Raw genomic sequence first — 12,794 nt, forward strand, 5'->3', positions numbered from 1 at the left:
AAAAGGTACCCCACCCCGGGCCCGATTTGGCTACACAGGGTTATCCGTGGCCAACAAAAAACGCCAGCCCGGAGGCTGGCGTTTTCATGGAGCTAAACTAAACCCTGAAGGTCAGGTCTTAAGCGACGTCCGCTTCAGACGCCTTCTTGGTATAGTTCTCCATCTGGTCGAAGTTGAGGTACTTGTAGATCTCTTTCGACATGCTGTTCAGGTCCTTGGCGTACTCCATGTACTCCGCCGGGGAGGGGAGTTTGCCCAGTACCGCACCCACAGCCGCCAGTTCCGCAGAGGTCAGGTACACGTTGGCACCATCGCCCAGGCGATTCGGGAAGTTACGGGTGGAGGTAGACAGAACCGTGGACTTGGCAGCCACACGCGCCTGGTTACCCATGCACAGGGAGCAACCCGGCATCTCGGTGCGAACACCGGCGGTGCCGTAGGTGTTGAAGTAGCCTTCTTCCATCAGCTGCTCCTGGTCCATCTTGGTGGGAGGAGACATCCACAGACGGGTCTTCAGGGGCTCTTTGTTCTGCTCAAGCAGCTTGCCGGCAGCGCGGAAGTGACCAATGTTCGTCATGCAGGAACCGATGAACACTTCGTCCACCTTGTCGCCAGCGACTTCGGACAGGAACTTGGCGTCGTCCGGGTCGTTCGGGCAGCATACGATCGGCTCCTTGATATCGGCCAGATCGATTTCCACCACGTGGGCGTACTCCGCGTCTTTGTCTGCACGCATCAGCTTCGGGTTGGCAATCCACTCTTCCATCTGCTGGGCACGACGCTCCAGGGTACGCGGATCGCCGTAACCTTCGGCAATCATCCAGCGCAGCATGGTGATGTTGGAACGCAGATACTCGGCCACGGACTCTTCAGACAGGTTGATGGTACAACCGGCTGCGGAGCGCTCAGCAGAGGCGTCAGACAGCTCGAACGCCTGCTCAACCGTCAGGTGCTCAAGGCCTTCGATTTCCAGGATACGACCGGAGAATTCGTTGATCTTGCCTTTCTTCTCCACGGTCAGCATGCCGTTCTTGATGCCGTACAGCGGGATTGCGTGTACCAGGTCACGCAGGGTGATGCCCGGCTGCATTTCGCCCTTGAAGCGAACCAGAACCGATTCCGGCATATCCAGCGGCATAACGCCGGTAGCGGCAGCAAAGGCCACCAGACCAGAGCCGGCCGGGAAGGAGATGCCCATCGGGAAACGGGTGTGGGAGTCACCGCCGGTACCGACGGTGTCGGGCAGCAGCATGCGGTTCAGCCAGGAGTGGATGATGCCGTCACCCGGACGCAGGGCAACACCGCCACGGGTCTGGATAAAGTCTGGCATGGTGTGCTGCATCTCTACGTCAACCGGCTTCGGATACGCGGCGGTGTGACAGAAAGATTGCATCACCAGGTCAGCCTGGAAGCCCAGGCACGCCAGGTCTTTCAGCTCGTCACGGGTCATCGGACCAGTGGTGTCCTGAGAACCGACGGTAGTCATGTGCGGCTCGCAGTATGTGCCAGGACGAACGCCCTTGCCTTCTTCCAGGCCACAGGCCTTGCCGACCATCTTCTGGCCCAGGGTGAAGCCCTTGGTGCCGGCTTCCGGATCCGTCGGCAGACGGAAGATGTCGGTAGCTCCCAGGCCCAGAGCAGCACGGGCCTTGGCAGTCAGGCCACGACCGATGATCAGCGGAATACGACCGCCAGCCTGAACTTCGTCCAGGATCACGTCGGACTTGAACTTGAACTCGGAAATGGTTTCGCCGGCTTCGTTCAGGATCTTGCCTTCGTACGGACGGATCTCGATAACGTCGCCCATGTTCAGGTCGTCTACCGGGGCTTCGAATACCAGGGCGCCGGCGTCTTCCATGGTGTTGAAGAAGATCGGGGCAACCTTGTTACCGATGCAGACACCGCCGGCACGCTTGTTCGGTACACCCGGGATGTCTTCACCGAAGAACCACAGAACGGAGTTGGTGGCAGATTTACGTGAAGAGCCGGTACCGACAACGTCACCCACGAAGGCAACGGGCAGGCCCTTGGCCTTGATTTCGTCGATCTGGCTCATCGGACCGGTGACGCCGGGCTCTTCCGGCTTCAGGCCATCACGCTCCATTTTGTAAGCAGCGCGGGCGTGCAGCGGGATGTCCGGACGGGACCAGGCATCCGGAGCCGGAGACAAGTCGTCGGTGTTGGTTTCGCCGGTCACCTTGAACACCACCATCTTGGTGCTCTCGGGAACCTTTTTCTTGTTGGTGAACCACTCGGCGTTGGCCCAGGATTCAACCACAGCCTTGGCAACGGCGTTGCCGGCGTCCATCTTTTCCTTGACGTCGTTGAACGCGTCGAACATCAGCAGGGTACGCTTCAGCTGTTCACCGGCCAGTTCGGCCAGGTCGGAATCGTCCAGCAGGTCAACCAGAGTGGCGATGTTGTAGCCACCCTGCATCATGCCCAGCAGCTTGACGGCTTTCTCTTTGTCCAGCAGGGGAGAGCTGGCTTCGCCTTTAACAATGGCAGTCAGGAAAGCGGCTTTTACATAAGCGGCTTCGTCAACACCTGGCGGAATACGGTTTTCCAGAAGATAAACGAGAGTTTCTTCTTCACCGGCAGGAGGATTTTTCAGGAGCTCGACCAGCGCGGCGGTCTGCTCTGCATTCAGAGGCTTTGGGGGGATACCCAGAGCTTCGCGTTCTGCAACGTGTTCACGATAGGCTTCTAACACGATATGGACCCTCATCAGTTGGAATGTCCCGCGCCGTGGGCATCGTTGCCTGGCGGGAGTTTTATGGCGGAAAAGGCCGCAGGAGCCTCTGAATAACGCCTCAAATCGCCGATGGGGTTTCAGGATTTATTCAGAGACTCCTTGATCTGGCGCTGCATTCTATAGGAAAGCCCTTACAAAGTTAAGATGGACAGTGGTCGGAGTGATCTGTTATGTGGTGTATACTCCCCGCCCCGTTATTCTGACCCGATGTTTGCCATGACCGAAGCCCTGCAAGAAATTCACGATTTTCTGCCCTGCCGCACGCCCCGGCGCTGGATTGAGAACGCCCTGGCCAATCAGGACCTGATGCTGATTGATCACGCCCATTGCGAGAAAAAAGCCGCTTCAACCGCGTTAAGCCTGATGTATCGCTACGTGGACAACACCGATCTGCTGAACAGGATGTCGCGCCTGGCGCGGGAAGAATTGCGTCATTTCGAGCAGGTGCTGGCCATCATGAAGAAGCGGGGAGTGGATTACTGCCACCTGAGCCCGGCCCGCTATGCGGCAGGGTTAAGGCAGGAAGTGCGGACCGAAGACCCCGGTCGGCTGGTGGATGTGCTGATCGTTGGTGCCATTATCGAGGCCCGCTCCTGTGAACGCTTTGCAGCACTGGCTCCGCATCTGGATGACAAGCTGGCGGATTTCTACAACAGCTTGCTCAAGTCGGAAGCCCGCCATTACCAGGATTACCTGACCCTGGCAGAACAGGCCAATGGTGGTCCGGTGGGTGATCGGGTGGCGATGTTTCTGGCCCTTGAGCAGAAACTGATCGAAGAGCCGGACCAGGAGTTCCGGTTTCACAGCGGGCCGGTGATGGCCTGAGGGCTGGTCACAACTGCCGGCACAGTTCCATCCAGGCGTCGATGCCGGCACTGCGGTATTTCTGTTTGTGCAGAATAAAGTAGAACTGCCGGTCGAAACGCCGATACTCCGGGACTGTCAACGGCACCAGGCTGCCCCGGCGAAAGGCGTCTGCCAGACAGACTTGTGACAGGCAGCCAATGCCCAGCCCGGCTTCCACCGCCCGCTTGATGGCTTCGGTGTGTTCCAGTTCCAGCAGAATATTCAGATCCGGCAGCAGGCCGTGCATGCCTCTCTCGAAGCTTTGGCGGGTGCCTGAACCCTGTTCCCGCATGACCCAGGTGGCGTTGCGAAGGTCGTCGTCATCCAGGTTCTTCTTCCGGGCGAGCGGGTGGTCGGGGGAGCAGAACACCACCAGCTCGTCCTCCCGCCAGGGAATGACTTCCAGCTCCGGTGCCTGAAGTTCCCCCTCTATCAGCCCGATATCCAGTTCAAAGTCACTAACCCGTCTGGCGATGGTGCGGGTATTGGCCACCTCGAGGGAAACCCGGGGGTGCGTAGGGGTATTCATGTATTGGGCCATCACCCCGACGGCCAGATAGTTACCAATAGTGAGCGTGGCCCCGACTTTCAGGGCGCCGACTTCCGAGTGTTTGCTGAATGCCTGCTCCAGCTCGCTGGCCTGGGCGAGCAATGCCTCCACTTTCGGGCGATAAAGGCGGCCGAGTTCATTCAGCTGCAGGCGTTTACCGACCCGGTCAAAGAGCTGGATATCGAACTGGTTCTCCAGCTCTTTCAGGGCACTGCTCGCAGCCGATTGCGACATCGCGAGGGATTCCGCCGCACGGGTGATGTTCTGAAAATGCGCAGCGGCAAGGAAAACTTCCAGCTGGCGGAAACTGTATTTCATCGACAAACCACCGTAATCGATTAGACCGAATAAGGTTATGAAAATATCCCATTTTGTCGATAGGTTAGCTGCGGGTTAGAATTTATTCAATTCGGATCTTCAACTTATTGCGTTCGAGCAAACAGAACAGGCGAGAGTTAATCATGAGCAACCTGATCAAAGAGAAAGTCACCAGCGTACGCCACTGGAACGACACCCTGTTCAGTTTCACCACCAGCCGTGATCCCGGGTTTCGTTTCAAGAACGGTCATTTCACCATGATTGGTCTGGAAACCGACGGCAAGCCCCTGATGCGCGCCTACAGTATTGCCAGCGCGAACTACGAGGAAGAGCTGGAATTCTTCTCCATCAAGGTTCAGGACGGTCCTCTGACCTCACGTCTGCAGAAAATCCAGGTGGGGGACGAGATTCTGGTCAGCCGCAAGCCGACCGGCACCCTGATCATGGATAACCTGCTGCCCGGCAAGAACCTGTGGCTGATCAGCACCGGTACCGGTCTGGCGCCGTTCATGAGCATCATCAAGGACCCGGAAGTCTATGAAGCCTATGACAAGGTGATTGTGACCCACGGCGTGCGCTATGTCTCTGAGCTGGCCTACCAGCAGGAAATCGAAGCGCTGCCGGAAAACGAATTCTTCGGCGAAATGGTGGACGGCAAGCTGCTGTACTATCCAACTGTTACTCGCGAGGAGTTCCGTAACCAGGGCCGCCTGACTGACGCCATGGAAAACGGCAAGATTACCCGCGAGCTGGGCTTGCCGGATTTCGATCTGGAGAATGACCGTTTCATGATCTGCGGCAGCCCCAGCATGCTCAAGGATACCTGCAGTATCCTCAATAACATGGGCTTCAAGGAGGCCCGTGGCGGCGATCTGGGTCACTACGTGATTGAGCGGGCGTTTGTGGAGCAGTAACAGCCCGCCTATACTGCTGGCCAGGCCGGCCACACAAAGACCCCGGGGTGAGAGCTTCGGGGTTTTTTGTTGCGCCAGTACCCAAGCAGACCTGAGGTAGCCCGGACACACATGCTTAATGGCATCTGGCTAAGCTTTTTTATCGCCGCGTTTGTCGCGGCGCTTTGGCAATGGTTGGGAGTAGGGGACTCCGAAGTATTCAGCCGCCTGGTGGCCGCGCTGTTCGACATGGCTGAGCTCAGTGTCGAGATTGTGCTGGTGCTGGCCGGGACCATGACATTGTGGCTGGGGTTTCTGGCCATTGCCGAGAAGGCAGGGCTCATCCGGCTGATGGCCAGGTTGCTTGACCCGCTCTTTCGGCGACTGATGCCGGAAGTCCCCAGTGGTCATCCCGCCATGGGGCTGATCAGCATGAACTTTGCCGCCAATATCCTGGGACTGGACAACGCCGCCACGCCCATTGGCATCAAGGCCATGCATTCCCTGCAGAGCCTGAACCCCAGCAAGGATACCGCCAGCAACGCCCAGATTCTCTTTCTGGTTCTGAATACATCCTCCCTGACGCTGTTGCCGGTGACTATTTTCATGTATCGCGCCCAGCAGGGTGCGTCTGACCCGACGGTGGTATTCCTGCCGATCCTGCTGGCGACCACCGCCTCCAGTCTGGTCGGGCTGCTCAGCGTCTCGCTGATGCAGCGGTTGAAGCTCGGGCACCCGGTGGTCCTGGGCTACCTGGTGGCGGGGGCTGCGGCCCTGGGCCTGTTGCTGACCACGTTAGCGGGTATGTCAGCCCAGGTACTGGCAGCAACCTCCACGCTGGTGGGCAATCTTACCCTGTTCAGTATTGTCATTGCCTTTCTGGCCATCGGTGCCCTGCGTAAGGTGAATGTGTATGACGCCTTTATCGAGGGCGCCAGGGAAGGTCTGGGGTTCACGGTGACCTTGCTGCCCTATCTGATTGCCATGCTGGTTGCCGTCGGGGTCCTTCGGGCCAGCGGTGTGCTGGATGCGGGGCTGGATGGCATTCGTTGGATGGCAGAAGGGATGGGCTGGGATACCCGTTTCATTGATGCCTTGCCAACGGCGTTCATCAAGCCACTCTCCGGTAGCGGTGCCAGGGCGATGATGATCGAAACCATGGATAACTTCGGCGTCGACAGTTTTCCAGCGCTGGCGGCTGCTACCATGCAGGGCAGCACGGAAACGACGTTCTATGTGCTTGCGGTGTATTTTGGTGCGGTCGGCGTTACTAAAATCCGCCACGGCCTTGGCTGTGCGTTACTTGCTGACCTGGCGGGGATGGTGACCGCCATTGGCGTGTGCTACTGGTTCTTTGGTTAGTTATTAACCCGACCTGTGATAAAACAGGGGCTGAACGGGAAGGACCTGAGGTGGGTATTTGAAGAAATTCATGGCGATTCTGGGCGTGGCGTTATTGTTGGCGGTGCTTGCCAGTTACGCATCCCGACCGGTGCCTATTGAACAGAAGCTTGTTTCCATTCAGGCTCAGGAGGCATTGCCGGGTTTTGATCGCATCGGTAGCGAGCCCATTGACGTTCAGGCGGCTGTTCTGGATCTGGGGGACGACCCCCTGCTACTCCTGAAAGCTGAGGCCGCATTGCTGACATACCCCGACATGGCACGCACCATTCTCCCTCTGTATTCGTCCGAGCCGGAATTCCGGGAAGTATTGCGCACCTATGGCGAACACGCCTTGCCCCCCATCGACTTTTTCCTGCGTGAACCGGTCCGGTCTATTGAATGGATGAACAAGGCCGCCCGCCAATATCAGCGGGCAAAGGATTATATTGCCGAACTTCGGGGAAACCCCACCGATGCCCCCGGGAAACCGGAAAAGAGTGAGACGCTGACGCCAGAGGAACGGGGCTGGTATGCGGTGAATTTCATTCGCGATGAGGGGCACGATTTCCTGGGGCAATTTGTGGTGGACCCAAACGGGGAGACTCAGTGGGTCCAGACGGAGCGGGTGACCGAGGGGATTGCCGGGTTCTTTACCAGTGGGGTCCGGAAATTGGAGGCAAATTACCGAACCGGGGAGGATATTTCTGTCAGCGATATCGGTTGGGCGTCTGTGGATGTGCTGGTGTTCGCCAGCGCGGTCAAGGTGCTCCGGGCCGGGCGGGCTGTGGCCAGAACCACCCGGGGTGCCAGTCTTTCTACCCGATCGGCGGCACTGGCCGCCCGCATGACAGGAAGTGGCCGCCTGCTGCTCAGTAGTGCCCGTTACGCCAAGTGGCCGGTCCTCATCGGCGCAGGGTACCTGGTGGTGCGCCACCCCAGCGTGATCAATGATTTTTTCGCGGGGGTGGCGGATGTGTTGGGTGTGTCGCCCCTGGCCATACAGATCGCCGGCTGGTTGATCATTCTGCTTCCCGCCATGTACATCGCCAGCTGGTTAGTATGGCCCGCGATTGTCCTGCTCCGGGGGCTGCTTGCGGCCCTGTACCGGCTTTCCGGTCGAAGGCCCGATTCGGGCCTTCAGTAATCACCAGCAGGGCTGCATACCGTCTTGGGGCGGCTCAGGGTCGGCATACATACCAGTAATTCTGGAAATCATGTTCCAGTTCATGCACGTCGACGCTCCGGAAGCCTGCCGCATGAAAGTACTCCAGGGCTTTTTCCTTCCCCCACATGGCCCCCAGGCCCTCTCCATCCTGCGCCAGGGAAACCGTCATGCAATGCATGCAGGAAATGGTGTAGAGCAACGGGCCAATCGGATGGTTTCGGTCACTGTGGTGATGGCTTGATCCCTTGATGTCCTGGGCGAGATAAACTCCGTCATCAGCCAGTGTTTTCCGGATGCCCCGCAACACAGCGAGAGGGTCCTTCTGGTCGTGCACGGCATCGAATGTGGTGATCAGATCGAATTGGTCAGGTTGATCACTATGTTCAAGGCCGCTGGCGTCAAATACCTCGAAGGTTGCGTTATCATTCCCGAGCGCCCTGGCTTCCTGGCCGGCGTATCGGATGGCATCTTCGGAAATGTCGTATCCGGTAAACCGGCTGCGCGGGAACAATTTTGCCAGTTTGTTCAGGGCCCGCCCCCTGCCACAGCCAACGTCAAGGACACGAATGCCCCTTTCCAGCCGTTCAACAAGACCCGGAACGAGCGGCAGAATGTGAGTTTCCAGGGCAGGGACTACGGACTGGCCGCTGTCCTCGGCCATAACATCATGGAACCGTTCGAAGCGCTCGTATGGAACTCCGCCACCGTGTCGAAAGCAGTGAACAATGTCATCCTCCACCGAGCCAAGCAGAGGGATATACTGGGCAAACACCGCTATGTTGTCTGTCGGTGACTGCCGGCACAGACTTGCAGCGTGTTCCGTTGGGAGGTAGTAGGTTCTTATTTCGGCGTTATTCTCCACAATGTTGCCGACTGTCATCGCACCGAGCCATTCTCGGACGTAACGCTCATCCAGATTGGCCTTTTCGGCAATTTCGATGCTGGTTGCTGGTGGCATGCCTGCCATGGTGTCAAACAGCCCGGTTCGGTGGCCGATCGAAATCATCAGTGCCAACGCACCTGAATTCAGTGTATCCATCATGCGGTCGCCAAATGCGTCTGCCACTTCCTGATTCGTTTCGGTGAGGTTATAAGCGATGGTCTCTGCGTTGCCTGTCATAGTGCTATCCTCCTTATTGTCGTTAACGGGTTGTTTCCAGTCACAACCAGCATGTGCCAGGAAGCGAATCGCGACCAGAGAGCACGTGGTACGGTTTTACTTAAAAGAGTTGAGTCTTTTTAAAACAAGGGGATACAGTGTTTTCGGTGCTTCCGTAGGCACTGGCGGTCAAAGTTCCCGCAAGGAAAACCATACTCAGGGTATGGTTCACCGGAGGTGGCAGATGGAAAAGGGACAGGCTACCCGTGAGCGGTTGTTGGACATCACTGAAAAATCGGTACTCCGGAAGGGCTTTGGTGCAACGTCGATTGAAGAGGTGATTGCCGAGGCAGGCATAACCAAAAGTGGCTTCCTGTACCATTTTTCCAACAAGAACGCGTTGGCCCGAGCATTGTTGTTGCGCTATATGGCGCGTGAGGATTCTCTGCTGGACGACGTGTTTGCCCGTGGCCGGGAATTGACTGAGGACCCGTTGCAGGGATTCCTGGTAGGGCTCAAATTATTGGCGGAGATCATGGAGGATTTGCCACAGGCACACCCGGGCTGCCTGGTGGCGACCTACTGTTACCAGGAAAGCCTGTTTGATCGTGATGTGCGGGAACTGAATCGACGTATTGTCCTGAGTTGGCGCGTGCGGTTTCGCACGTTGCTGGACTCGATCTACGAACATTACCAACCCCGGGATGCCATCGACCCGGATGCGCTGGCAGACATGGTTTCAACGGTCATTGAGGGCGGCCTTGTTTTGGGAAAGGCTACTGGAGAACGCACCATTTTGCCAAGCCAGCTCATGCTGCTTCGCAGTTACCTCAAGCTGTTGTTCGAGCCTGGTGCTTCGCGGTAACGGGACGTTATTCATCCGGTTGAAGGAATGATACGAAAATGGAAAAGCGTGTCGGTTGGTTTCGGGTGCTGGGCGCCTTTTTGATTGCTCTGATACTGGGTGTACTGGCTGGCAGTCTCGTCCAGACTCAATTTAACCTGCTGGCGCTGCGGAATCTGGGCGTTGAGATCGGCCTCGGGACGCGCTTGCAAACGAGTCTTGAGGATCTGGTGAACTTTGCCCCGGTCTACGCGGTGGTGTTTGGTGCCAGTTTCCTGGTGTCCCAACTGGTGGCAAGCCTGATGATCAGGCAGCTGGAACTGCGCGGGCGTGCGTTTTTTCTGTCATTGGGCGCCGCTGTCGGGCTTTGGGTAACGTTCAAGCTGGTGGATTTCCTGGCCCCCATGCCCACCCTGATTGCGGCCACACGGGGTGCAGGCGGGATGGTGGCCATGCTGGCGACAGCGGCGGTGGCGGGTTGGTTGTTTGCGCACTTTTCCCGACGGCACAGGGGCCTTCCCCGTCATCTCGCCATAGGCGCCGTGATCATCACCCTGGGATGGATGGCGCCGCAGGAATCTGCTCTGGCGGATGCGTCCTCGGGTTACCGGCTGGAAACGTTTGCTTCAGGGCTGGAGCACCCCTGGTCCCTGGCTTTCCTGCCTGATGGCCGGGCCCTGGTGACCGAGCGACCCGGACGTTTGCGGTTGCTTTCCGCTGATGGGCAGCAGGTATCTGAACCGCTTGCGGGTGTACCGAAGGTATTCGCCTCCGGCCAGGCGGGATTGTTTGATGTGCTGGTTGCTCCGGACTTTGAGCAGAGTCGACACATTTATCTGGCCTACGCCTGTGGCACCTGGAGCGCCAATCACACCTGCGTTGCCCGCGGTCGGCTGGTCCCGAACGGGCTGGACGATGTCCGGGAGGTGTTCCGCAGCCTGCCAGCGAAAACAGGGGACGCCCATTACGGCGGGCGTATGGCGTGGCTTCCGGATGCCACCCTCATTCTGACGTTGGGAGACGGTTTCGACTATCGTGAGGAAGCCCAGAAACTGACGAGCCACATCGGGACCATTATCAGGATTAACCGTGATGGGTCAGCTCCGGAAGATAACCCATTCATTGCTGAAGCCGAGGCGCTGCCGGAAATATTCAGTTATGGGCATCGCAACGTGCAGGGTGCTGTGTATGACTGGGGCAATAATCGCCTGATCACCCATGAACATGGACCCCGGGGTGGTGATGAGATCAATGTTATTGAAGGTGGCACTAACTACGGCTGGCCCGTGGCTACGCTGGGGCTGGATTACACTGGCGCGCGGGTGTCGCCGTTCACCAAATATGACGGCATGGCCTCTCCCGCGTTGGATTGGACGCCGTCTATCGCGCCCTCGGGCATGACCCTGTACGACGGTGACCTGTTCCCCGAATGGCAGGGCAGCCTGCTGGTTGGCGCCCTCGCTGCAAAACGTGTGCATCGCGTTGTTCTCAGCAACGATGGCGCCGTGGATATGGAAACCCTGTTTGGTGAACTGGATGAACGCATCCGGGATGTGCGAACCGGTCCGGAAGGGGCGGTGTTCCTGCTGACAGACAGTCCGGAGGGGAGGGTAATACGGGTAACGCCATGGTAAGGTACGCCGCTTTAGCCACCGTCTAGACTGTTGTATGTCAGGAACCCATGTCTGATCTAGCACTCTACCAATACGCCCTCATTGCCCTGATCTTTGTCTGGAGCGGCTTTGTCCGCTCCGGCCTGGGATTTGGCGGTGCGGTACTGTCCTTGCCCTTTCTGTTGCTGGTGCTCGACGAGCCCCTGGTGTTCCTGCCGATCATCTCGGTGCACCTGCTGTTCTTTTCTTCTCTGACCATCTGGATGAACAACCGCAAGGCGGGCAGGGAAAAGCGCGGCGACGGTACCGGCGCGGCTGCAGAGGGCACGGTGGATTGGCAGTACCTGTGGAAGATACTGGCGATCATGATCGTGCCCAAGCTCATTGGGGTGGTGGGGCTGATTACCATGCCTTCCCATATCCTCAGTGCCATCATCTTCGTGATCGTCGCGTTGTACTCGGTCTCCTACATTCTCAACAAGCCTTTTCGCAGCGGTAGCCGCACTGTGGATACGGTCTTCCTGATGGCGGGTGGCTATATTAGTGGCACATCGCTGATCGGGGCACCGTTGATTATTGCCGTTGCTGCCCAGCACCTGCCGAAAGAAAAGTTGAGGGACACGCTCTTTGCCCTGTGGTTTATCCTGGTCACCATCAAGATGGCGGCGTTTGTTTATGCCGGTGTGGACCTGCAGTTGATCCACCACCTCTGGTTGTTGCCCGCCGCGGCGATTGGTCATGTTATCGGGCTGAAAGTTCATGACAGGATGCTGCGGGCGGAGACGCCGATATTTTTCCGGGTCCTGGGGACGGTATTGCTGGTGGTCAGCACTCTGGGCATGGTCAGTGTCCTGCTGTAACCCCGCGCCCTTGCGATGACCTGGACAAGGTCGGCTTGCAGCCCTTTCCGTGCAGGATGTCCGTGTGGGCATGGAGGTACCAGCGGTTACCTGCCTGAGTAAACTGATCATCCGGTAAAACGACAGTGGTATGGATTCGGCCGTTTTCCTTAAGGGTGTTGTCCTGACTACGGTACACACAGTAGACGCCCAGTGTCGTCCGGGTGCTTACCGGCAGTTCGATAAAACCGTCTGATCGCAGGTCGGGCGGCTTACTATCGACAGAGGTAACCGTCAGGCAGGGGCCATAATGCACGCGTTTCAGGTCTTCAATGTATTCGGTCAGGCAATGCTGGCCTTTCAGAAACACCACGCCTTTGGTCCTGCCTTCGTCGCTTGAGGGCAGTGACTGACAGCCAGTCAGTGCAATGGCAAGGCCCAGTATCAGAAAGGGTTTCATGGGTTTCCCTCTATATTGCGCGTCCTTTC

General features: G+C 57.8%; 11 protein-coding genes. 7 read left to right on the forward strand and 4 right to left on the reverse strand.

Going from position 1 to position 12,794, the window contains the following annotated elements; all coding sequences use genetic code 11:
- Positions 1–118: 118 nt before the first annotated feature.
- Complete coding sequence (acnB, locus tag ACJO3M_RS09460; protein WP_407001190.1) at positions 119–2,713, reverse strand: bifunctional aconitate hydratase 2/2-methylisocitrate dehydratase; 2,595 nt, start codon at positions 2,711–2,713, stop codon at positions 119–121.
- 258 nt (positions 2,714–2,971) lie between these two features.
- Between acnB and ACJO3M_RS09465 the strand changes: the two genes are divergently transcribed.
- The gene (locus ACJO3M_RS09465; protein WP_407001150.1) at positions 2,972–3,580 is read left to right on the forward strand and encodes a MiaE family protein; all 609 of its coding nucleotides are present in this window, start codon (positions 2,972–2,974) and stop codon (positions 3,578–3,580) included.
- A gap of 7 nt (positions 3,581–3,587) precedes the next feature.
- On the opposite strand, the gene ACJO3M_RS09470 is transcribed toward ACJO3M_RS09465, so the two are convergent.
- Positions 3,588–4,469 carry a LysR family transcriptional regulator gene (locus tag ACJO3M_RS09470; protein WP_407001151.1) on the reverse strand — a complete coding sequence of 294 codons (882 nt, stop codon included), beginning with the start codon at positions 4,467–4,469 and terminating at the stop codon, positions 3,588–3,590.
- A gap of 143 nt (positions 4,470–4,612) precedes the next feature.
- Here ACJO3M_RS09470 and ACJO3M_RS09475 point away from each other — a divergent pair, with 143 nt between their 5' ends.
- From ACJO3M_RS09475 to ACJO3M_RS09485, 3 genes are all read left to right on the forward strand, one after another.
- Entirely contained in the window at positions 4,613–5,383 is a 771-nt protein-coding gene (locus ACJO3M_RS09475; RefSeq protein ID WP_407001152.1) for a ferredoxin--NADP reductase, read from the forward strand.
- Positions 5,384–5,494: 111 nt separating this feature from the next.
- Positions 5,495–6,724 (forward strand): spore maturation protein, encoded by a 1,230-nt coding sequence (locus ACJO3M_RS09480; protein WP_407001153.1) that lies wholly within the window; start codon positions 5,495–5,497, stop codon positions 6,722–6,724.
- A gap of 58 nt (positions 6,725–6,782) precedes the next feature.
- On the forward strand, positions 6,783–7,889 hold the full coding sequence (locus tag ACJO3M_RS09485) for a hypothetical protein (protein WP_407001154.1): 1,107 nt from the start codon (positions 6,783–6,785) through the stop codon (positions 7,887–7,889).
- Between the two features lie 34 nt (positions 7,890–7,923).
- On the opposite strand, the gene ACJO3M_RS09490 is transcribed toward ACJO3M_RS09485, so the two are convergent.
- Positions 7,924–9,030 carry a class I SAM-dependent methyltransferase gene (locus tag ACJO3M_RS09490; RefSeq protein WP_407001155.1) on the reverse strand — a complete coding sequence of 369 codons (1,107 nt, stop codon included), beginning with the start codon at positions 9,028–9,030 and terminating at the stop codon, positions 7,924–7,926.
- A 223-nt stretch (positions 9,031–9,253) separates the two neighbouring features.
- Between ACJO3M_RS09490 and ACJO3M_RS09495 the strand changes: the two genes are divergently transcribed.
- From ACJO3M_RS09495 to ACJO3M_RS09505, 3 genes are read left to right on the forward strand one after another with little or no spacing between them, the layout of a single operon-like run.
- Complete coding sequence (locus tag ACJO3M_RS09495; RefSeq protein ID WP_407001156.1) at positions 9,254–9,874, forward strand: TetR/AcrR family transcriptional regulator; 621 nt, start codon at positions 9,254–9,256, stop codon at positions 9,872–9,874.
- A gap of 38 nt (positions 9,875–9,912) precedes the next feature.
- Positions 9,913–11,487, forward strand: a complete 1,575-nt coding sequence (locus ACJO3M_RS09500; RefSeq protein WP_407001158.1) for a PQQ-dependent sugar dehydrogenase — start codon at positions 9,913–9,915, stop codon at positions 11,485–11,487.
- A 47-nt stretch (positions 11,488–11,534) separates the two neighbouring features.
- On the forward strand, positions 11,535–12,326 hold the full coding sequence (locus ACJO3M_RS09505; RefSeq protein WP_407001159.1) for a TSUP family transporter: 792 nt from the start codon (positions 11,535–11,537) through the stop codon (positions 12,324–12,326).
- On the opposite strand, the gene ACJO3M_RS09510 is transcribed toward ACJO3M_RS09505, so the two are convergent.
- Positions 12,310–12,765 carry a hypothetical protein gene (locus ACJO3M_RS09510; RefSeq protein WP_407001160.1) on the reverse strand — a complete coding sequence of 152 codons (456 nt, stop codon included), beginning with the start codon at positions 12,763–12,765 and terminating at the stop codon, positions 12,310–12,312. The two genes, ACJO3M_RS09505 and ACJO3M_RS09510, sit on opposite strands and share 17 nt — an antisense overlap.
- Between the last annotated feature and the right edge of the window lie 29 nt (positions 12,766–12,794).

The organism is Marinobacter alkalisoli (genome assembly GCF_045449795.1).
Taxonomy (GTDB): domain Bacteria; phylum Pseudomonadota; class Gammaproteobacteria; order Pseudomonadales; family Oleiphilaceae; genus Marinobacter.

What these genes read in the sequence shown, in the direction of transcription:
- ACJO3M_RS09480 (WP_407001153.1), top strand. Translation starts at nt 5,495, where the DNA reads ATGCTTAATGGCATCTGGCTAAGCTTTTTTATCGCCGCGTTTGTCGCG.
- ACJO3M_RS09475 (WP_407001152.1), top strand. Translation starts at nt 4,613, where the DNA reads ATGAGCAACCTGATCAAAGAGAAAGTCACCAGCGTACGCCACTGGAAC.
- ACJO3M_RS09490 (WP_407001155.1), bottom strand. Translation starts at nt 9,030, where the DNA reads ATGACAGGCAACGCAGAGACCATCGCTTATAACCTCACCGAAACGAAT.
- ACJO3M_RS09495 (WP_407001156.1), top strand. Translation starts at nt 9,254, where the DNA reads ATGGAAAAGGGACAGGCTACCCGTGAGCGGTTGTTGGACATCACTGAA.
- ACJO3M_RS09500 (WP_407001158.1), top strand. Translation starts at nt 9,913, where the DNA reads ATGGAAAAGCGTGTCGGTTGGTTTCGGGTGCTGGGCGCCTTTTTGATT.
- ACJO3M_RS09470 (WP_407001151.1), bottom strand. Translation starts at nt 4,469, where the DNA reads ATGAAATACAGTTTCCGCCAGCTGGAAGTTTTCCTTGCCGCTGCGCAT.
- ACJO3M_RS09510 (WP_407001160.1), bottom strand. Translation starts at nt 12,765, where the DNA reads ATGAAACCCTTTCTGATACTGGGCCTTGCCATTGCACTGACTGGCTGT.
- ACJO3M_RS09465 (WP_407001150.1), top strand. Translation starts at nt 2,972, where the DNA reads ATGACCGAAGCCCTGCAAGAAATTCACGATTTTCTGCCCTGCCGCACG.
- ACJO3M_RS09505 (WP_407001159.1), top strand. Translation starts at nt 11,535, where the DNA reads ATGTCTGATCTAGCACTCTACCAATACGCCCTCATTGCCCTGATCTTT.